We start from the raw sequence: 18,853 nt of genomic DNA, 5'->3' as shown, positions 1-18,853 counted from the left end.
TCTTTAATTGCTTAAAATATAATTAAATATAGTCTAATATAATATAATTAAATATAGTCTAATATAATATAATCACATCTTTTTGTAATTATATTAGTAAACATTATAAACCTAATATATATATGCGTTTCAACTTCTTACCTAAAATACGATTTAAAAAATTAAATTGAATTTCTTAGATAATATGCTAATACTAAAGGAATAATATTAGATGAAGTTATTGAGGCTTTAAGAAAAAGGTTAGAGAGGATGAAGAAGTTGAAAAAGGCTTACAAGATTGAGATTAACCCTACTGATGAACAAAAGTCTAAAATACACCGAACTATTGGTGTATCAAGATTTGTCTATAACTTTTATATTGCTTATAATAAAGAAATTTACGAGAGAGAAGGAAAGTTTGTTAGTGGAATGGATTTTTCAAAGTGGTTAAATAATGAGTATATTCCCAATAATCAAGAGATGAAGTGGATTAAAGAAGTATCTTCAAAAGCTACTAAACAAGCTATTATGAATGGAGATAAAGCTTTTAGAGATTTCTTTAAAAAAGCTAAAGGCTTTCCAAGATTTAAGAAAAAGAAGAATCAAGATGTAAAAGCTTATTTTCCTAAGAATAATAAGACCGATTGGACTATTGAAAGACATAGGGTCAAAATACCAACACTTGGATGGGTAAGGTTAAAAGAGTTTGGATATATTCCTATAAATTCAATAGTTAAAAGTGGTACAGTAAGCCAAAAAGCTGATAGATATTATGTATCTATACTTGTTGAAGAAACAGATATAGAAATATCTAATGGCAATATAGGTATGAAAATATTTAATAACAATAATGAAGACATAGGAATTGATCTAGGTATTAAGGAATTTGCTGTATGTAGTGATGGAATTAAGTTTAAAAATATAAATAAAACATCTACTGTTAAAAAAGTAGAAAAGAAATTAAAAAGAGAGCAAAGAAAACTTTCAAGGAAATATGAAAGTTTAAAAACAAGAAATAAAAATATAAGAGAAGGGAGAGCTACTAGTCAAAATATTCAAAAACAAGTAATCAAAGTACAAAAACTTCATCAGAGATTAAGAAATATAAGAACTGATTATATAAATAAAACAGTATTTTCAATAGTTAAGCAAAAACCAAGCTATATAACAATTGAAGATTTAGCGGTTTCTAATATGATGAAGAACAAGCATTTATCTAAAGCTATTGCAAGTCAGAAGTTTTTTGAATTTAAAGTTAAACTAATGTCTAAATGCAAAAAAAATAATATAGAACTTAGAATAGTGGATAGATTTTATCCATCATCAAAGACTTGTAGTCAATGTGGAAAGATTAAGAAAGATTTAAAACTGTCAGACAGAATTTATAAATGTGATTGTGGATTTACTATTGATAGAGATTTAAACGCAAGTATTAATCTTAAAAATGCTAAAGAATATAAGATAGCTTAAAATCAAAAGCACTTATATATGTACGGAGGGCTAACTTCGGAATTTAAGCCTTTGGAGAGCCATACAAAATCGTAGTAGCTTAGGCAAGGCGAGGTTCTATGAAGAAGGAAAATTCTCAATATGGATATGTTTGACCATATTTTGAGTAGCAGCTGATAAATTGGCTAAAGTAATAGTTATAGGCGCCGGTCCAGCAGGAATGATGGCAGCAATATCTGCAGCAGAAAATCATGAAGTTATTCTTTTAGAAGGTAATGAAAGAATAGGAAAAAAGCTATTTATTACTGGTAAAGGTAGATGTAATGTAACAAATGCAAAGGATATAAGTGAATTTTTTGATTTTATACCAGGAAATCCACATTTCTTGTATAGTGCATTATACACTTATACTAATATTGATGTAATGAACTTTTTTGAAAATGCTGGAGTTAAATTAAAGGTAGAAAGAGGATCAAGAGTTTTTCCAAATTCAGATAAATCTTCAGATATAATAAGTGGATTATCAAGGGGATTAAATGAAGCTGGAGTAGACTTAAGATTACATAGTAAAGTTAAAGATGTTATTTTTAATAACAATAAAATAGAAGCTGTTATTTTAGAAAATGGTTCAAAGGTTAAAGGTGACTATTTTATAATAACAACTGGGGGTAAGTCATATCCTCTTACTGGATCAACTGGAATAGGATTTGATTTAGCTAAAAAGATGGGTCACTCTATAGTAGAACCAAAACCATCCTTAGTACCTATAGAAATAGAAGAGTCATGGGTTCGTGAATTACAGGGCCTATCTCTTAGAAATATAGAACTTAAAATAAAGAATAAAAAGAATTCTAAGGTAGTTTATAGTGGGCAGGGAGAGATGCTATTTACTCACTTTGGAATATCAGGCCCCCTTGTTTTAAGTGGTAGTAGATTCATAAAAGATGGTGATAGATTTGAAATTTCTCTAGATTTAAAGCCTGCCTTAGAGGAAAAACAGTTAGATTTAAGGATTCAAAAGGATTTTAAAAAGAATTTAAATAAGGATTTTAAAAATTCTTTAGATGAACTTCTTCCAAAAAAACTTATACCTGTTATTATAGAGTTATCTAAAATAGATGAAAATAAAAAGGTTAACTCTATAACAAAGGAAGAGAGAAGAACATTATTAAATCTATTAAAGAATTTAACTTTTACAGTAAAAGGCTTAAGAGATATATCAGAAGCTATTGTTACTGCTGGAGGGGTTTCAACTAAAGAAATAGACCCTTCAACAATGAAATCAAAGATTGTAGATAATCTTTACTTTGCAGGGGAAGTTATAGATGTAGATGCCTTTACAGGAGGATATAATGTTCAAATAGCCTTATCAACAGGATATTTAGCAGGAAAATCAATTTAATTTTAAAATTATAGTTGCTATAAAGTTAATAAAAATTTTAGTTAGTTTAATAGAAACTTTATAGTAAACTTAAAGAGAGTATAAATTTTACAATGTTTTTATGAGAAAGGACTTAATAATTATGAATAAACTAATTACAGTTGCTATTGATGGACCAGCAGGAGCTGGAAAAAGTACTATTGCTAAGATAATAGGAGAAAAATTTAATTTAATGTATATAAACACAGGATCTATGTATAGAGCTGTTACTTTAAAAGCCTTAGAAAATAATATTTCAGCTGAAGAAGTTGATAAATTATTAGTTATGATAGATGGAATGGATATGCATTTTGAAAATGATGAGCTTATATTAAATGGAGAAAATATAAACTCATTAATAACTATGCCTAACATAAGTAAAAATGTTTCAGCTTATGCTTCAATAAGAGAAGTAAGAGAAAGATTAGTTAATCTTATGAGAAAAATGGCCTTAAAATATAGCGTAATAATGGATGGAAGAGACATTGGAACAGTTGTATTAAAAGATGCTAATTTCAAATTTTTCTTAACTGCTAGCCCAGAGGAAAGAGCAGATAGAAGATACAAAGAGCTTATGGGAAAAGGCGTAGAAGTTAATTATGATGAAATATTACAAGATATAATAAAAAGAGATTACCTAGATTCTAATAGAGAAGTAGATCCTCTAAGAAAAGCTGAGGATGCTATTGAAATTGATACTACTGGCATAGGCATAATGGGAGTAGTTGAAAAGATATCTAGCTACATGGAGAAATAGTATGGAAAGAAACGTAATTTTAGCTAAGAATGCTGGCTTTTGCTTTGGAGTAAAAAGAGCAGTTGATGAAGCTATAAAATATCAAAAAGAATTTGGAAAAAAAATATATACTTTAGGACCACTTATTCACAACAATGATGTTGTTAATTATTTAGAGGATAATGATATATTTGCAATTGAGCTTTCAGATGCTGATTCTTTAAAGAAGGGGGATGTTGTACTTATAAGATCCCACGGAGTTAAAGAAAGTGTAATAAAAGACTTAACAGATAAAGGTTTAATTGTTAAAAATGCAACTTGTCCATATGTAACTAATATTCAACTAAAGGTTAAAAAATGTTATGAACAAGGATATAAGATAATAATTGTTGGGGATGAAAAACACCCAGAAGTTATTGGAATTAATGGGTGGTGCAATGATTCTGCTATAATAACAAATGGAAAAACAGAACTTGAAAATATTCCAGCAAAGGTTTGTGTAGTTTCACAAACTACTGAGAAAAAGGAAACTTGGAACAAGGTTTTAAATGAAATAGTAAGAGAAAGTAAAGAAATAGTTGCTTTCAACACTATTTGTTCAGCTACTGATGTTAGACAAAAAAGTGTACAACAACTTTCAAAAGAGGCTGATTTAGTTTTTGTTATAGGTGGAAAAAATAGTTCTAATACAACAAAACTATATGAAATATGCAAAAAGGAATGTCCTAAGAGCTATCATATAGAAAATGTTAAAGAACTAGATGAAAGCTTATTAAAAGATGAAAGTGTTAAAACTATAGGAATTACTGCTGGGGCTTCAACTCCAGATTGGATAATAAATGAAGTGATTTCTAAGATTAAAGAATTATAATTTTTAAATGTAATCCTGCAATTTAATTCATAATTATTTTGTACTACTGGTATTAAACTGGGAATTGTTTTATACTATAATATATGACGAAGTTTTAGGAGTAGTAGTATGAATATAGTTAGATTTAATTTGTGGGATTATTTTAAATATGCAAAAATTTTAAATTTATCACTAAAAAGGCTATGTACTAATTATTTTGTCAAAGTAACTTATAAAAATAATGTTTATATGCTTTGGGAAATAGATTATGTAGCAAACTTTGATGCATATATAAAAAAAATTACTAAGATAGGTAGTATGAGAAGTATTCCTGAAGAAAGTAGTATTTTTTCAGAGTTTAATATAAGTAAATATATATATGAAACTGCAAAAGAAGATGAGGGAATTGATTTGAAAATGTATGGGTTTGAAAAGAGGGCTTCAAATATAATGTTAAAGATAGATATTTCTAAGTTTAATAAAAAGAATGATGAAAACTTCACTTTCACACCTTTTGTAAAAGGGAGAGATGAAAGTATTCGTTGTAAGGTACAAAATGAGATCTTTTATGAAGAAAATAGAATTCCACTAAAAACAAAAGATATTGTTTATGAATGTAATAGAAAAGCTTTTTTAGGGGATTTAGCATTTTTTGAGTTAAAGGATGATACAATAATTGGTTATGGTCAAATATTACTTTTAAAGGATAAATACACTATTGCTAACTTTGGAATAATAGAAGAGTTTAGAGGTAAAGGATATGGTGAAGCTTTACTTATACACATATTAAATCAGGCTAAAATAAAAGGATTAAAGGAAGTATATATAAAAGTTAAGTCTGACAATATAAATGCTATAAATTTATATAAAAAGACTGGTTTTGAAGAAGCTTCTGAAATAAGTATATATGAATTGTTAGGATAACTTATATGTATAAAAATAAATCTTTAATAAAACTTACAAATCTATTGTGAGAAAATTTAGAACTTTTTCTTAATAGGATTTGTAAGTTTTATTATTTAGTTTATAAAAGAGAATCCGTTGGTACATAGGATATCTTAGTTTTGAATACACTATCTGTTAAATGGTTACTATAATAAGCACGGTCACCTATTTCTATGTTAGTTCCTTCTTGATTTGATTGATTTTGTTCTAGTTCTTTTAAATCATACATGGTATTCACCTCCTCTTTACTAGTATTAACAACTTTAGAAAATCTTATTTAGGAGTTAGCAAATATTTTAATATGGACAAATTTAGCTTATTATTATATAATAATTATTATTAATTAAAGAATGGAGTGCTTTTTTATGGAAAATAAAATTAGCTTAGTATATGAAAATGGAGAATTTACTGTCTACATAAATGATGAAGTAGTTACAGTTAATAAATATATGGATAATGCAATAGAGAAATTTACTCAAACAGTGCATAATAACGCTACACCAAAATCAATTAAGTGGGAAAGTATTGAAGAGGATTTAAAAGGAATTGATTTAAAAGGTTTAGAGATAAATAGTGAATTTAAAACATTAACTTATAAGGATATGAAGTATTTCTACAGTACAGATAAAATCTTTAATATGCATGGTGGAAGAATGCAACAATTATTAGGAGGATATCAATTATTTTCTTTTATAGTTAAGATGATTTCTGAAAAACATTTAGAAGATTATTTAGAAGTTTTAAACTTTTGTGAAGATATCTTAAGATGTAAGGTTACATACAGAACTCCAGGAAGTAACTTTATAGTTGGTAGCCCAGCTTTTAACTATGGATCAGCATCATATGATTTTGCTACTGGAAAAGTTAATAAGGGAGCTTCAATAGAAAAGATGTCTTTTGAAGATTTCAAAAAATATATATTTGATATAATAAAATAACCTTTGGTATTCCAAAGGTTATTTTTTATTTGAACATAATTTTACAATTTGTATATAAAATGATAAAATTATTTAAATAAAAGATGGAGGATTATGTATGAATTATTATTTTAGAAAGTTTTATAAGAGGAATTTATTATGATTTTATATGTAGTTATATTCTCTATTATATGTATACCAATAAACATATTTTTAAAAAATAAATTTTATAGTAAGTATTTTAAAAGATATTTTCTAATAGCTTTATTTTTGAATTTTTTAGCTTTATTTTTAGGTTTAATATTTCATAAATATTTAGATGAATTTTTATACTTTATTTTAGTAAACTCCTCATATCTATCAGTAGTCTATAGAGGGAATTTAAAACTTAATGATAAGGATATATTAAAACATTTAATTAAGGCATTTGTTTTTTTATCATTAGCATTATTTCTTATTTTTATAGTTGCATATTCATTTAAAATAACAATAAAATCAATTTACGGTTATTATCTTATTTTATTATTATATCCTATACAGGCATCATATCATCTATATAAAAATATTATGGAATTATATTACTTAAATCAAAAGTACATAAGAGATGAATATATAGAAGTTTAATAACTCCTTAAGTATATTACTATATAATATACTTAAGGAGAATGTTTATTTTTCAAGAGTTTTTAATGTTTTTATTATGAATTCAGGATCTCCAAATAGAGTAAAACGTGCTTTAGAAGATTCTTTTATATATTCATAAGAAAATTTAGCACCATTTTTAACAGCCTCTTCATCTTCATTTATTATTGTACTTAATTTTTTAGATAATTCTTTTCCTTCTAATATATTTTTACAATGAAGGTCTATTATAGTACAGATTTGTACTTCTTTTTGTGAATCTACATTTTTCCATTCTAAAAAATCAAGTACTTCATTATTTTGGGTAGCTCTTACCTCTTCTTTAGATTTACTGTTATCAAAAAAGTTTTCAATATCCTTCATAGTAAATCTCCATTGCCCACCAATTTTCTTACCCTCTAATATTCCATCTTTAAGATAGTTTCTAATGGTACGTGAAGTAAGTCTAGTCATCTTTGCTATGTCTTCGATAGTATAAAGTTTTTCAAAGTTATTCATATTCATACACCTCTCTATTCCTATATTTTCATTATATTTCATATATTTTCATATTTCAAGTATACAGATATAAAAATAGGGAATATAAAAAAACTAGAGAAGATAAATTTCTACTCTAGTTTTTTTGCTTACTTTGTTTTAAGTAATTTATGAAAATAAATATAAACTTAAAACAGAGCCTTTTTAAAATTCTTGATACTCACGTGGAATATCTCCTATAAATTCTCTATCAGTTAGGACAATATACCAGAATGTTAAGAATGCTATAAAAGAAAATATGATTCCTAATATAGTCATAAATAGTCCAAATCCAAAATTTCTAAGTATTCTATAAAATACAATTACAAAAAGTATAAATCTAGCAACTGGTATTAAATAAAGTATAAAATATAAATACGATAATCCTGCTAAATGTAACATCTGAAATTCTCCAAGTACAGGAAAGAACATCATCCATGAATGTTTTAAGTTAGCTTTTTTAGCCATAACATAACTTGGGTAGATTCTTATTAAGTAGAATATAAATGCAATTAGAATGCTCATATTGCTTGAATCGTATAATTCTTGAAAATACATAATAGTTTCCCTCCTTTATTTTAAAATTATATCACAGAATTCATGAAAATTTGAAGAATGCTTAACAATTATATCGTATTAATAGTATGTTTAAAAAGATAACTTATAAAAGTGGAATTTCCACTTCCTAAATTTCGGAAGTGATTTAAAAATTAAAACTTAAGAAGCATAATATTAAAACTTCTATCTTTAAATATGAATAAATTTTATGCTATAATACAACAGATAACAATTTAAATTGGAGGAAATGACATGACATTAGAAAACATGGATAAAAAACTTTTCTGTATTTCTACATACGGATGCCAAATGAATGAAGAAGATTCAGAAAAATTATCAGGGATGTTAAAATCTCAAGGATATGAAAGAACTGAAAATAAAGAAGAGGCTTCTATTATAATCTTTAATACATGTTGTGTAAGAGAAAATGCTGAAAATAAGGTTTTCGGTAATCTTGGACAACTTAAACAATTAAAAAAGAAAAATCCTAACTTAGTAATAGCAATTTGTGGATGTATGATGCAACAAGTAGGTATGGCAGACAAAGTCTTAAAAACTTTCCCTTATGTTGACATAATATTTGGAACACATAATGCCCATAAATTCCCTGAATACTTACATAGAGTACTTCAAGAAGGAGTTCAAGTTAAGGAAATATTAAACAAAGAAGAAGGAATCGTTGAAGGATTACCTATAGATAGAAAGAGTGATGTTAAAGCATTCGTTACTATCATGTATGGATGTAATAATTTCTGTACATACTGTATAGTTCCTTACGTTAGAGGAAGAGAAAGAAGTAGAAAATCTGAGGATATCATAAAAGAAATAGAAGAATTAGTATCTCAAGGGTATAAAGAAATAACTTTATTAGGTCAAAACGTAAATTCATACGGAAAAGGCTTAGAGGAAGATATAGACTTTGCTGGTCTTTTAAGAAAGGTTAATGAAGTTAAGGGATTAGAGAGAGTTAGATTTATGACTTCTCATCCTAAGGATTTAAGTGATGATGTTATCATGGCTATAAAAGAATGTGATAAGCTTTGTGAGCAAGTTCACTTACCAGTTCAAAGTGGATCATCAAGAATATTAAAAGAGATGAATAGACACTATGATAGAGAGTACTACTTAGATTTAGTTAAGAAAATAAAATCAGAAATACCAGATGTTACTTTAACAACTGATATAATCATTGGGTTCCCAGGAGAAACTGAAGAGGACTTCTTAGATACATTAAGTCTTTGTGAAGAAGTTGGATATGATTCAGCATTTACATTTATCTATTCAAGAAGAAATCATACTCCTGCTGACAAAATGGAAAATCAAATTCCAGATGACATAAAGCATGATAGATTCAATAGATTAGTTGAAGCTATAAACAAAAAGGTTGTAATAAAAAATAAAGAATATGAAGGTAAGGTAGTTGAAGTTCTTGTTGAAGGACCAAGTAAGAATGATGAAACTAAATTAACTGGAAGAACTAGAAATGGTAAATTAGTTAACTTTGCTGGTGATGAAAAACTAGTAGGTGAATTAGTTAATTTAAAAATAGTTAGAGCACAACCATTCTCATTAATCGGTGAAATAGTAGAATAATTAAAAAGTGTGATGTATAAAAATACTTTTGATACATCACACTTATTTTTTATAAATTAAAATAGTTCTTGTAATAATCCTCTAATTCATTTCTAAACTTAGGATGAGCTATGCTTATAAGCGCTTTGGCACGCTCTTTTAAAGTTTTTCCCCTTAGATCTGCAATTCCATACTCAGTAACAATATAATGAATATCATTTCTAGAGGTTGTTACTGATGCTCCAGAATCTAACTTAGGTACTATCCTAGATATGGTACCTTTAGATGCAGTGGAGGGCATTGCTATTATTGATTTTCCATCTTTGGCCATACTTGCACCTCTAACATAGTCAACTTGTCCTCCTACACCACTAAATTGTTTTCCATCTATGGATTCAGAATTAACTTGGCCAAATAAATCTACCTGTAGGCAAGAATTAATAGAAACCATTTTATTATTCTTAGAAACTACAACAGGATGGTTAACATAATCAACTGGATGCATTTCTATAACTGGATTATCATTTACAAAATCATAAAGCTTTTTAGTACCCATCATAAAAGTAAGAACTATTTTATTTTGGTGAAGACTTTTTTGCTTGTTATTTATAATTCCTTCATTAAATAAATCTACAATACCATCTGATACCATTTCTGAATGAATTCCTAAATCTTTTTTATCATGTAAGAACATTAAAACAGCATCAGGTATTGAACCAATTCCAAGTTGCAAGGTAGATTCATCCTCTATTAACTTAGCACAATTTTCGCCAATTGCCTTTTCTACATCATTTATAGGTTTTGATTTTAATTCTGGAAGTGGATAATCAACTTCAACAATATAATCAATATTAGATATATGGATGAAATTATCCCCTAAAACCCTTGGCATATTAGGATTTATTTCTGCAATAACAAGCTTAGCGCATTCAGAAGCAGCCTTTGTATAATCGCAGGAAGTTCCATAACTACAATATCCATGCTTGTCAGGTGGAGAAAGTTGAAGCATACAAACATCAATTTGCAAGTAATCCTTCTTAAATAATCTAGGTATTTCAAAAAAGAATGTTGGAGTATAGTCAGCTAAGCCAGATTGAACAGACTTTCTGGTATTTGCATTAACAAATAGAGCATTGTGTTTTATATGACCTTGCATCTCTTTTTTTGCATAATCTCCCTTACCTAAAGAAACTAAGTGAAGTATCTCTAAGTTTTGAAAATTTTTGCAATTAAGAACAAGTTCATCTAATAAAATTTTAGGCTCAGCAACGGCGTGACCTGTGACTATTCTTGAATTAGAGTGTATTTTGCTTATAGCTTCTCTAGCAGTAACTTTTTTTGAATTATAAAGTTCCTCCCAGTTCATATTGCCTCCTAAAAAAAGATAGCTTCTAATAAATTAATATGACTTATTTGGGGATAATATAATTTGAAAGTTTTAAATAATTTAATTATACGAATTATAAAAGATTAATTGTTAAATAAAATTCGTTGGTGTAAGAATGCTTTTTTATTAAATTTATCTATGAAACTTTTCTTGCAACTTTAAAATGCAAGTGGTTTTTTAAAAAAATTGCATTTTTATTTTAAAAACACTTGATTTTAATAAATTGTTGCAATATAATTAACTTGTAAATTTCATTTTGTAATTTTAAAAAGGGGGACTTATTATGAAGATACCTTGTTCCATGATGACTCAACATCCGGATAATGTAGAAACTTATATTTCAATACAACAAGAACCAGCAGAAGCTATAAATGGATTAACATCACAAGATAAAGGTGGTTTAGGCATAGAAGAAGTTATGATAGATTTTGAAGGAAAGTTAACACCTTACCATCAAACATCACAAATAGCATTAGGATTAATTTCAAATGGTATAATTCCAGGAAAAGACGTTAGAGTAACTCCTAGAATACCTAATGCAAATAAAGAATCAGTATTTAGACAACTTATGAGTATAATGTCTATAATTGAAACAAATGTTCAATCAAAAGAATTAACTGGAACTCCAGCAATCTCAGAGGTTGTTGTTCCTATGATTGAAACTGGAAAAGAAATTTCAGAGTTTCAAGATAGAGTTAACTCAGTAGTTGATATGGGGAATAAAAACTACAAAACTAAATTAGATTTAAATAGTGTTAGAATAATACCTCTAGTTGAGGATGTACCTGCACTAGCAAATATAGATAGAATATTAGATGAACATTATGAAATAGAAAAGAGTAAAGGACATGTTTTAAAAGATCTTAGAATAATGATAGCAAGATCTGATACAGCTATGTCTTACGGATTAATTTCAGGAGTTTTATCAGTTCTTATGGCAGTTGATGGAGCTTATAAATGGGGAGAAAAACATGGCGTAACTATAAGCCCAATATTAGGTTGTGGATCACTTCCATTTAGAGGACATTTCTCAGAAGAAAACATAGATGAAATCCTTGCTACATATAGTGGAATTAAAACTTTCACATTCCAATCTGCTTTAAGATATGATCATGGTGAAGAAGCAACTAAACATGCAGTTAATGAATTAAAAGCAAAAATTGAGGAATCAAAACCTAGAAACTTTAGTGAAGAAGATAAAGATTTAATGAAAGAATTTATAGGAATCTGTTCAAAACATTATCTTCAAACATTCTTAAAGGTAATAGATACAGTTTCATTTGTATCTGACTTTATTCCTAAGAATAGAGATAGATTAACAAAAGCTAAAACTGGATTAGAATATAATAGAGAAGTAGCAAACTTAGACAACGTAGCAGATTTAGTTAAGGATGAAGTATTAAAACAAGAAATTCTTAGCATAGATAACTCAAAAGAATATGCAGTTCCAAGAGCTATATCATTTACTGGAGCTATGTACACATTAGGAATGCCACCTGAACTTATGGGAATGGGTAGAGCATTAAATGAAATAAAAACTAAGTATGGTCAAGAAGGTATAGATAAACTTTTAGAAATATACCCAATTTTAAGAAAAGACTTAGCATTTGCTGCTAGATTTGCAAATGGAGGAGTTTCTAAAAAGATAATAGATGAAGAGGCTAGACAAGAATATAAGGAAGACATGAAATATGTAAATGAAATTCTTAACCTTGGATTAGATTATGATTTCTTAAACGAAAATGAATTCTATCATACTTTACTTAAAACTACAAAACCTATAATTATGCACTTAATGGGACTTGAGGAAAATGTAATGCGTAACAGCACAGAAGAACTTAAAATCCTAAATGAGTGGATAGTTAGAATGGGTAAAGTAAGAGGAAGTATAGGCTAAAAGGTAATAGAGTATTTTGGATAATAAAAAATACTTCGTATTTACTTAGAAAAAAAAGACCTATAAACTTGATTTGAGGCCAATAAATAATATTGATGAAAACCCAATAAATGAGGAAATTTATTAAGTGTATTAAAGCACTTCTTGTTAGTTAGTTTTTTGCTAATTAATAGGAAGTGTTTTTTTTTATTAATTTAAAAAGAATAAATTTAATGTTAAAAACATGTATATTGTTATAAACTTTACACAATATACATAACTTGTTAATATTGAAGTAAGACTTTAATATAATGAGGGAGAGATTAAATGACAACAAAGGCTATTAAGTTATTTAACTTTATACTTTTTATATCTTTTTCATGTATTTTTATAAAGAATTGGTTTATTTATAAAAGATTATTTTCTAATGAATCCTATTATATTAATCCAAGCACAAAAAAGGATATACAAAAGCTTACATTATTTAAATTTTTATCTGTAATTATACAGTTAACAGTAGTTGCAACTTTACAATTAATATTATTTTTTTATACAAACAAAATTAATTTTTTTAATATAGCAGCTTTATACTTTTTAATATATGCTTTTAATTTATCTATCTCTATAAATAACGATTATATTTATAGAAATTTTAAATTAATAAAAAAGTCTGATATAGATTATTTTAATTTAGATTACAAAGAGCATATTGTAAAGATATACTTAAAAGGCAAAAAGAAACCAATTGTAATAGCATTTAAAAAAGATTTATCTAATTTTGCAAAACTTTTAAATGAATTAGGATATAGAGAACTTTTGACTAGAAAAAATTTTTAATACTACTTTACTTACCTTAGAATAAAAATTTGAGGATTATTAATTTTAAGAAAAATTATATCATAATTGTTAAACATAAAGTTTTTAACTGAAGAATTAGGATTTGTAAAAAATATTAAACAAAATTTTGTTGATTACAGATTAGAAAATGAAGAAGTAGGAAAGTAAAGTCTCTAGTAGATTTTATAAAAGAAGAATTATATAGTAATTTAAAGAGTATTCAATGGTGGATACTCTTTTTTATACATTTTAAAAGATTAATATTAAGTGTTATAATATTTCTATGTAAACATTATACGGGGGTAAGAGGTAATGGGGTTATTTAGTAAAAATAAAGAAAGAAAAGGCTATACTTCTATTGATTCCTATTTAAAAGAAAATAACTTAGATAATGATATTAAATCTGTGACAAATGTTAATATATTTTTTATGGATGGAGAAGAAGAGGATTTTTATTTAGAAGATGATATGCTTTTTAAATTTAAAAACTTCATAGAGAATCCAGAGAAAGATTTTTTAGTATTGAAATATTATTCCTCATTGTATAGTGATGGCTTTAGCCTTGAAGAAATTACTTTAATGAGACATGGAATATGCAGATTTAGAGTTGATAGTGAAAAGGAAAATATACTTGTATCAGATTCATAAAAAATTAGATTTAGTAAAAAGGAGTAATTTTAAAGAGGAAATAGTTTGGTTTTTCACACCAAACTATTTCCTCTTTAAAATTTTAATACTATAAAAGTTACTATCATAGTATTAAATGTGCTTTATTATTCAATACTACTTAGATGTAGTACTTTTGTTGCAGTTAATTCATCAGTAATTAAAGTATTTATTAATTTTCCTCTTAAAGCTCCTAAAATAGCAACAGATTTAAATTTACCAGTGACTATACAAACCTTATTTTCTATGGTTTTTATTGTATCAGAATCAATTCCAAAAACCTTATTGTTTAAGCTTGTATCTAAGAAATTCCCTTCTTTATCATAAAGACGACCATATATAGCTCCAACAGCTTGATGTTTTATAAATTCATCTTGTAAGAATGATTCTTTCCATAAAAGTGTAGAGTATATTGCTTCAGGAGTTCCTAATCCAGTTAAGAGAATATCCATTTCTTTAGCCTTTAATAAAGATTGATTTATAACTAATTCCATTGATAAATTTTTTCTTACCATGTCATCCATTATGTAAAGTGGAGCATATAAAAGTCTATAATTTGAATCATACTTATCTGATAATAAATGTATTAAACTTGGAGTATCTACACTTATATTTCCCTTTCCAGATGTACCAAAGGGCTGAACAACTGTTATTGGTAGTTTTTTTGAAGCTTTTATATTCTTTATTGCATGGTATAGTGTTTTTCCCCAGGTAAGACCTACAATGCTATCTTCGTTAAGTATTGTTTGAATATAATCAGCTGCTGTTTTACCTAGAGTTTGAGCATATTCAGATGCATCATTATTGTTAACTTTCAATATTATGGCTTCTTTTAAACCAAATTGTTCTTTAAACTTTTTTTCAAGAGTGGACAGTCTTATTTCTGGATGATTTATTTCTATATTTACTATATTTTTATCACGAGCTTCTTGTAAGTATTTAGCTACTTTAAAACGGGTGGTATTAAACTCTTTGGCTATTTCTGACTGAGTTTTATTTTCGTTATAGTACATATTTGATATATTAGCTAAAAATTCATTATATTGATCTTCAAAATTTACTTCAAATTTCATATTGTCATACCTCTGTTTTAGATTATTTATAAGTTAATGCTAATTTAATTATAAAGGAAAATATTTTTTTATTCCATCTAAAAACACAGTTATTGCCAATAAATCTGCACTACCTCCAGGGCTTATGCCTCTTTCTGAAAACTCCTTATCAATTTCAAAGATTTTTTCTTCTATGATTTCAGGTTTTTCATAACATATCATATTAAGTATTTCTTGAGACCTTTTTTTAACCTCTTCAAAAACGTAAATATCATTTCTATGTAAAAGTGTAGAATCCTCACAATTAGCCATTATGCATAATAAGGTTAAATATAGCCTTTCATTTGTTTTTAAATTTTTATGCTCCATATAAAAAGGAAGGCTATAATCAAACACAGCTGGAAGTCCTTTTTCAACTTCTCCTCTTATCCCTGTTATACCATATAATCTAAATATCTTTTCACCATAAGTTTCATTTTTCTTGTTAGTTTTTGAGTTTAATTCCTTAGAAACTAAACCACTTGTCATTTCTTTTATTAAATTTCTTATTTCTTTAAAAGGTTTACCTTCATGAAATGCTTTTGATGTTGCTGCACAAACAACACCCATTAAGAAAATCAAACCTTTATGTGTATTTATATTATTTGTAACATGAAACATAGCTTCTTCTATTTTTAATCCAATTGGACGTATTTTATTTAATAAATCACTTACTTGTATATCTGACATACTTATTTCTGCTATTTCTTTAAACTTAGGACCAATTACTGAAATGCTATCTAAAAAAGTGTAGTAATCCATATCCTTATGTGCTCCATTTGAAATTGGAGATACTAATCCTGGGGATGGGTAACAGCTTACCTCATATAATAAGGATTTTATTATTAAACTGTTTAGTTTTTCTAAGAAAACCTCTTGGTTAATACTCAAAATAACCACTCCTTTTCTTTAACATATGAAAAATATATCACAAATGATAAAAATACACAAATCAATATTAATAATAAAAATTCTAAATTTTTATGAAAATAATAAATTTTGCAAAAACCTTTATATAATCAAGTAAAATCATATAATAAAAATTGTGAAAACGTTATAATTTTCGTAAATATAGAAAATCTATTGTACTTTAAAAAGAGTGTGGTAAAATAAAATTGTAAGTAACAAATGTTTAAAAAATAAACAAATGTTAAAAGGAGAAATGAAATGTCAGAATGGAATTATGAAAATACTTTTGAAGAGGAGTTAACTTTCTTTTCCTTTAATCAACAAATAAATAAGAAATATAAATTTCAAGTTGAAGAATTTTTAAAGAAAGAAAATTTGCGATTTGTAAAAAGTATTAACTTTACAGTGTGTGTATTTAATAATAAAGATCTTATAGCTACTGGATCCTTAGATGGATATATATTAAAATGTTTTGCTATTAGAAATGATTATAGAAAAAAAGGCATTAGTGAAAAGATATTAAGAATATTAACAGAAAAAGCTTTTGAAAATGGAGAAACACATCTTTTTATATACACAAAACCAAAGAATTCAAAGCTTTTTGAAAGTCTAGGTTATCACCAATTAATAAATATTCCTAATTTGGTTTCTTTATTAGAAAATAAATCAACAGGAATTAGAAATTATATACGTAATTTACAAAAAGAATCTTATCTACAAGGAGAAAAGATAGCTTCAATAGTTATGAATTGTAATCCATTTACAAAAGGACACAAGTATTTAATTGAAAAAGCTTCAAAGGAAAATGATATTGTTCATTTATTTATATTAACAGAGGATAAGTCAGAGTTTTCAACTGAAGATAGAATTAACATGGTTAAGCTTGGAACTAAACATTTAAAGAATGTTTTGATACATGAGGCAGGGAAATATATTATTTCAAGCGCCACATTTCCTTCATATTTTATAAAAGAACAAAAAAACATTACAAAAGCTCATGCTTATTTAGATTTAACTTTATTTTGTGAGTATATATCAAAAGCATTAAATATTAAATACAGATATGTAGGAGAAGAACCTTTTTCGAATTTAACAAATGAATACAATCAATATATGAAAGAGATACTTCCTAAATATAATATACAAGTCATAGAAGTTAAAAGATTAAAAGAAGATGAACAAGCAATTTCAGCTTCTAATGTAAGAAGCTTATTAAAAGAAGGAAGTCTAGAAAAAGTAGAGAGTTTAGTTCCTAAAACAACATTTGATTATTTATTAAACATAAGTAAAAAATAATAAATATTTTGGAGGGTTTCATATGGAAATTAAAAAACCAGCTTTAGCTGGAACATTAGAATCAAGTGATTGTATAGTTTCAGTAGAGCCTTCAAGGGATAACACTATTGAAATTAATTTAACAAGTACTGTAAAAAAGCAATTTGGAAATGAAATTATAAGAGTTGCAAAGGAAACCTTAAAAAACTTAGGAGTTAACAGTGTGGTTATGGAGATAAATGATAAGGGAGCCTTAAATTGTGTTATTGAAGCACGTATAGAAGCGGCAGTATGTAGAGCTTCAGAAATAAATGAATTTGATTGGGGGAGTTATAAATGCCAAGATTAAGAAGATCAATGATGTTTGTACCTGGAAGTAAGCCTGCTATGATAAAAGATTGTACTATATATGGTGCTGATTCCGTAATGTTTGACTTAGAAGATTCAGTTTCTATAGCCGAAAAAGATTCTGCAAGAAGATTAGTTTATCATGCTTTAACTTCTATGGATTTTGGAGATACAGAAACAGTAGTCCGTGTTAATGCTTTAGATTCAGAGTTCGGTATTGAAGATTTAAAAGCAATTGTAAGAGCACAGCCAGATGTTATACGTTTACCTAAAACTGAAACTGCTCAAGATGTTTTAGATATGGAGAAGGTTATTGCATCTATAGAAGAAGAAATAGGTCTTCCTATTGGAAAAACTAAAATGATGGCTGCTATAGAATCAGCCTTAGGTGTTTTAAACGCTTATGAAATAGCAACCTCTTCAAAACGTTTAATGGGAATTGCCTTAGGTGCTGAAGACTTTGTAACTGATATGAAAACTCATAGATCTCCTGAAGGTAATGAACTTTTTGCAGCACGTAGTCATATAATTCTAGCTTCAAGAGCAGCTAAAATATCAGCTTTTGATACAGTTTATTCTGATGTAAATAATGAAGAGGGCTTTATTAAGGAAGCAACATTAATAAAACAACTAGGTTTTGATGGAAAATCCTTAATAAATCCAAGACAAATAGACTTATTACATAAAGTTTTTGAACCTACTGAAAAAGAAATTGATAAGGCAATAAAAATTATAGAAGCTGCCAAGGAAGCAGAAAAACATGGTTCAGGAGTGGTATCTCTTAATGGAAAAATGATTGATAAGCCAGTAATAGCAAGGGCAGAAAGAGTTCTTATGTTAGCTAAGGCTTCAGGAATATCATATGAAAAGGAAGTGTAAT

At 27.0% G+C, this 18,853-nt stretch carries 19 protein-coding genes; 13 read left to right on the top strand and 6 right to left on the bottom strand.

Going from position 1 to position 18,853, the window contains the following annotated elements; genetic code table 11:
* Window positions 1-258: 258 nt before the first annotated feature.
* The 5 genes from QP548_RS05695 to QP548_RS05675 all read left to right on the top strand — a co-directional run bounded on the left by QP548_RS05695 (window position 259) and on the right by QP548_RS05675 (window position 5,358).
* The gene (locus QP548_RS05695) at window positions 259-1,449 is read left to right on the top strand and encodes a transposase (RefSeq protein WP_338012348.1); all 1,191 of its coding nucleotides are present in this window, start codon (window positions 259-261) and stop codon (window positions 1,447-1,449) included.
* Between the two features lie 160 nt (window positions 1,450-1,609).
* Window positions 1,610-2,830 carry an NAD(P)/FAD-dependent oxidoreductase gene (locus QP548_RS05690; protein ID WP_061427867.1) on the top strand — a complete coding sequence of 407 codons (1,221 nt, stop codon included), beginning with the start codon at window positions 1,610-1,612 and terminating at the stop codon, window positions 2,828-2,830.
* Window positions 2,831-2,951: 121 nt separating this feature from the next.
* Window positions 2,952-3,605: a (d)CMP kinase gene (gene cmk / locus QP548_RS05685; RefSeq protein WP_003460731.1), complete on the top strand. Its 654-nt coding sequence runs from the start codon at window positions 2,952-2,954 to the stop codon at window positions 3,603-3,605.
* A 1-nt stretch (window position 3,606) separates the two neighbouring features.
* Complete coding sequence (locus QP548_RS05680; RefSeq protein WP_061427869.1) at window positions 3,607-4,455, top strand: 4-hydroxy-3-methylbut-2-enyl diphosphate reductase; 849 nt, start codon at window positions 3,607-3,609, stop codon at window positions 4,453-4,455.
* A 108-nt stretch (window positions 4,456-4,563) separates the two neighbouring features.
* Window positions 4,564-5,358, top strand: coding sequence for a GNAT family N-acetyltransferase (locus QP548_RS05675; protein ID WP_061427870.1), 795 nt, complete (start codon window positions 4,564-4,566; stop codon window positions 5,356-5,358).
* Window positions 5,359-5,458: 100 nt separating this feature from the next.
* On the opposite strand, the gene QP548_RS05670 is transcribed toward QP548_RS05675, so the two are convergent.
* Window positions 5,459-5,608, bottom strand: a complete 150-nt coding sequence (locus QP548_RS05670) for a hypothetical protein (RefSeq protein ID WP_170869535.1) — start codon at window positions 5,606-5,608, stop codon at window positions 5,459-5,461.
* A gap of 136 nt (window positions 5,609-5,744) precedes the next feature.
* On the opposite strand from QP548_RS05670, the gene QP548_RS05665 reads away from it, so the two are divergent.
* Complete coding sequence (locus QP548_RS05665) at window positions 5,745-6,317, top strand: hypothetical protein (protein WP_061427876.1); 573 nt, start codon at window positions 5,745-5,747, stop codon at window positions 6,315-6,317.
* A 648-nt stretch (window positions 6,318-6,965) separates the two neighbouring features.
* Here the strand turns inward: QP548_RS05665 and QP548_RS05660 are convergent.
* Window positions 6,966-7,436 (bottom strand): helix-turn-helix domain-containing protein, encoded by a 471-nt coding sequence (locus QP548_RS05660; RefSeq protein WP_061427880.1) that lies wholly within the window; start codon window positions 7,434-7,436, stop codon window positions 6,966-6,968.
* 183 nt (window positions 7,437-7,619) lie between these two features.
* A complete protein-coding gene (locus QP548_RS05655; RefSeq protein ID WP_061427882.1) occupies window positions 7,620-8,012 on the bottom strand; it encodes a DUF5684 domain-containing protein in 393 nt (130 codons plus the stop codon).
* 252 nt (window positions 8,013-8,264) lie between these two features.
* Here QP548_RS05655 and miaB point away from each other — a divergent pair, with 252 nt between their 5' ends.
* A complete protein-coding gene (gene miaB / locus QP548_RS05650) occupies window positions 8,265-9,605 on the top strand; it encodes a tRNA (N6-isopentenyl adenosine(37)-C2)-methylthiotransferase MiaB (protein WP_061427884.1) in 1,341 nt (446 codons plus the stop codon).
* Between the two features lie 49 nt (window positions 9,606-9,654).
* Here miaB and QP548_RS05645 read toward each other — a convergent pair whose 3' ends face one another.
* On the bottom strand, window positions 9,655-10,950 hold the full coding sequence (locus tag QP548_RS05645) for an acetyl-CoA hydrolase/transferase family protein (RefSeq protein ID WP_061427886.1): 1,296 nt from the start codon (window positions 10,948-10,950) through the stop codon (window positions 9,655-9,657).
* A gap of 304 nt (window positions 10,951-11,254) precedes the next feature.
* On the opposite strand from QP548_RS05645, the gene ppcA reads away from it, so the two are divergent.
* From ppcA to QP548_RS05630, 3 genes are all read left to right on the top strand, one after another.
* The gene (ppcA, locus tag QP548_RS05640) at window positions 11,255-12,868 is read left to right on the top strand and encodes a phosphoenolpyruvate carboxylase (protein ID WP_061427888.1); all 1,614 of its coding nucleotides are present in this window, start codon (window positions 11,255-11,257) and stop codon (window positions 12,866-12,868) included.
* A gap of 306 nt (window positions 12,869-13,174) precedes the next feature.
* Window positions 13,175-13,684 (top strand): hypothetical protein, encoded by a 510-nt coding sequence (locus QP548_RS05635; protein WP_061427889.1) that lies wholly within the window; start codon window positions 13,175-13,177, stop codon window positions 13,682-13,684.
* Window positions 13,685-13,996: 312 nt separating this feature from the next.
* Window positions 13,997-14,332 (top strand): hypothetical protein, encoded by a 336-nt coding sequence (locus QP548_RS05630; RefSeq protein WP_061427890.1) that lies wholly within the window; start codon window positions 13,997-13,999, stop codon window positions 14,330-14,332.
* A 125-nt stretch (window positions 14,333-14,457) separates the two neighbouring features.
* Here the strand turns inward: QP548_RS05630 and QP548_RS05625 are convergent, their stop codons facing one another.
* Both QP548_RS05625 and citG read right to left on the bottom strand, forming a co-directional pair.
* Window positions 14,458-15,423 carry a sugar-binding transcriptional regulator gene (locus QP548_RS05625; RefSeq protein WP_061427892.1) on the bottom strand — a complete coding sequence of 322 codons (966 nt, stop codon included), beginning with the start codon at window positions 15,421-15,423 and terminating at the stop codon, window positions 14,458-14,460.
* Window positions 15,424-15,471: 48 nt separating this feature from the next.
* A complete protein-coding gene (gene citG / locus QP548_RS05620) occupies window positions 15,472-16,341 on the bottom strand; it encodes a triphosphoribosyl-dephospho-CoA synthase CitG (RefSeq protein WP_242944792.1) in 870 nt (289 codons plus the stop codon).
* Between the two features lie 267 nt (window positions 16,342-16,608).
* On the opposite strand from citG, the gene citC reads away from it, so the two are divergent.
* Genes citC through citE form a run of 3 tightly spaced genes read left to right on the top strand, consistent with a single transcriptional unit; the run spans window position 16,609 to window position 18,852 of the window.
* Entirely contained in the window at window positions 16,609-17,646 is a 1,038-nt protein-coding gene (gene citC / locus QP548_RS05615; RefSeq protein ID WP_061427895.1) for a [citrate (pro-3S)-lyase] ligase, read from the top strand.
* A gap of 22 nt (window positions 17,647-17,668) precedes the next feature.
* Complete coding sequence (gene citD, locus QP548_RS05610) at window positions 17,669-17,974, top strand: citrate lyase acyl carrier protein (RefSeq protein ID WP_061427896.1); 306 nt, start codon at window positions 17,669-17,671, stop codon at window positions 17,972-17,974.
* Window positions 17,962-18,852 (top strand): citrate (pro-3S)-lyase subunit beta, encoded by an 891-nt coding sequence (citE, locus tag QP548_RS05605; RefSeq protein ID WP_061427897.1) that lies wholly within the window; start codon window positions 17,962-17,964, stop codon window positions 18,850-18,852. Before citD ends, citE begins: the two co-directional genes overlap by 13 nt.
* Window position 18,853: the final 1 nt, after the last annotated feature.

Source organism: Clostridium sp. UMB9555A (assembly GCF_030222355.1).
GTDB lineage: Bacteria > Bacillota > Clostridia > Clostridiales > Clostridiaceae > Sarcina > Sarcina perfringens.
This window is presented reverse-complemented; position numbering and strand designations above follow the sequence as displayed.

Coding starts and splice junctions, on each gene's coding strand:
- QP548_RS05625 (WP_061427892.1), bottom strand. CDS start 15,423: ATGAAATTTGAAGTAAATTTTGAAGATCAATATAATGAATTTTTAGCT.
- QP548_RS05630 (WP_061427890.1), top strand. CDS start 13,997: ATGGGGTTATTTAGTAAAAATAAAGAAAGAAAAGGCTATACTTCTATT.
- citE (WP_061427897.1), top strand. CDS start 17,962: ATGCCAAGATTAAGAAGATCAATGATGTTTGTACCTGGAAGTAAGCCT.
- ppcA (WP_061427888.1), top strand. CDS start 11,255: ATGAAGATACCTTGTTCCATGATGACTCAACATCCGGATAATGTAGAA.
- QP548_RS05645 (WP_061427886.1), bottom strand. CDS start 10,950: ATGAACTGGGAGGAACTTTATAATTCAAAAAAAGTTACTGCTAGAGAA.
- cmk (WP_003460731.1), top strand. CDS start 2,952: ATGAATAAACTAATTACAGTTGCTATTGATGGACCAGCAGGAGCTGGA.
- QP548_RS05670 (WP_170869535.1), bottom strand. CDS start 5,608: ATGTATGATTTAAAAGAACTAGAACAAAATCAATCAAATCAAGAAGGA.
- QP548_RS05660 (WP_061427880.1), bottom strand. CDS start 7,436: ATGAATAACTTTGAAAAACTTTATACTATCGAAGACATAGCAAAGATG.
- QP548_RS05655 (WP_061427882.1), bottom strand. CDS start 8,012: ATGTATTTTCAAGAATTATACGATTCAAGCAATATGAGCATTCTAATT.
- QP548_RS05680 (WP_061427869.1), top strand. CDS start 3,607: ATGGAAAGAAACGTAATTTTAGCTAAGAATGCTGGCTTTTGCTTTGGA.
- QP548_RS05635 (WP_061427889.1), top strand. CDS start 13,175: ATGACAACAAAGGCTATTAAGTTATTTAACTTTATACTTTTTATATCT.
- citC (WP_061427895.1), top strand. CDS start 16,609: ATGTCAGAATGGAATTATGAAAATACTTTTGAAGAGGAGTTAACTTTC.
- QP548_RS05675 (WP_061427870.1), top strand. CDS start 4,564: ATGAATATAGTTAGATTTAATTTGTGGGATTATTTTAAATATGCAAAA.
- citD (WP_061427896.1), top strand. CDS start 17,669: ATGGAAATTAAAAAACCAGCTTTAGCTGGAACATTAGAATCAAGTGAT.
- miaB (WP_061427884.1), top strand. CDS start 8,265: ATGACATTAGAAAACATGGATAAAAAACTTTTCTGTATTTCTACATAC.
- QP548_RS05665 (WP_061427876.1), top strand. CDS start 5,745: ATGGAAAATAAAATTAGCTTAGTATATGAAAATGGAGAATTTACTGTC.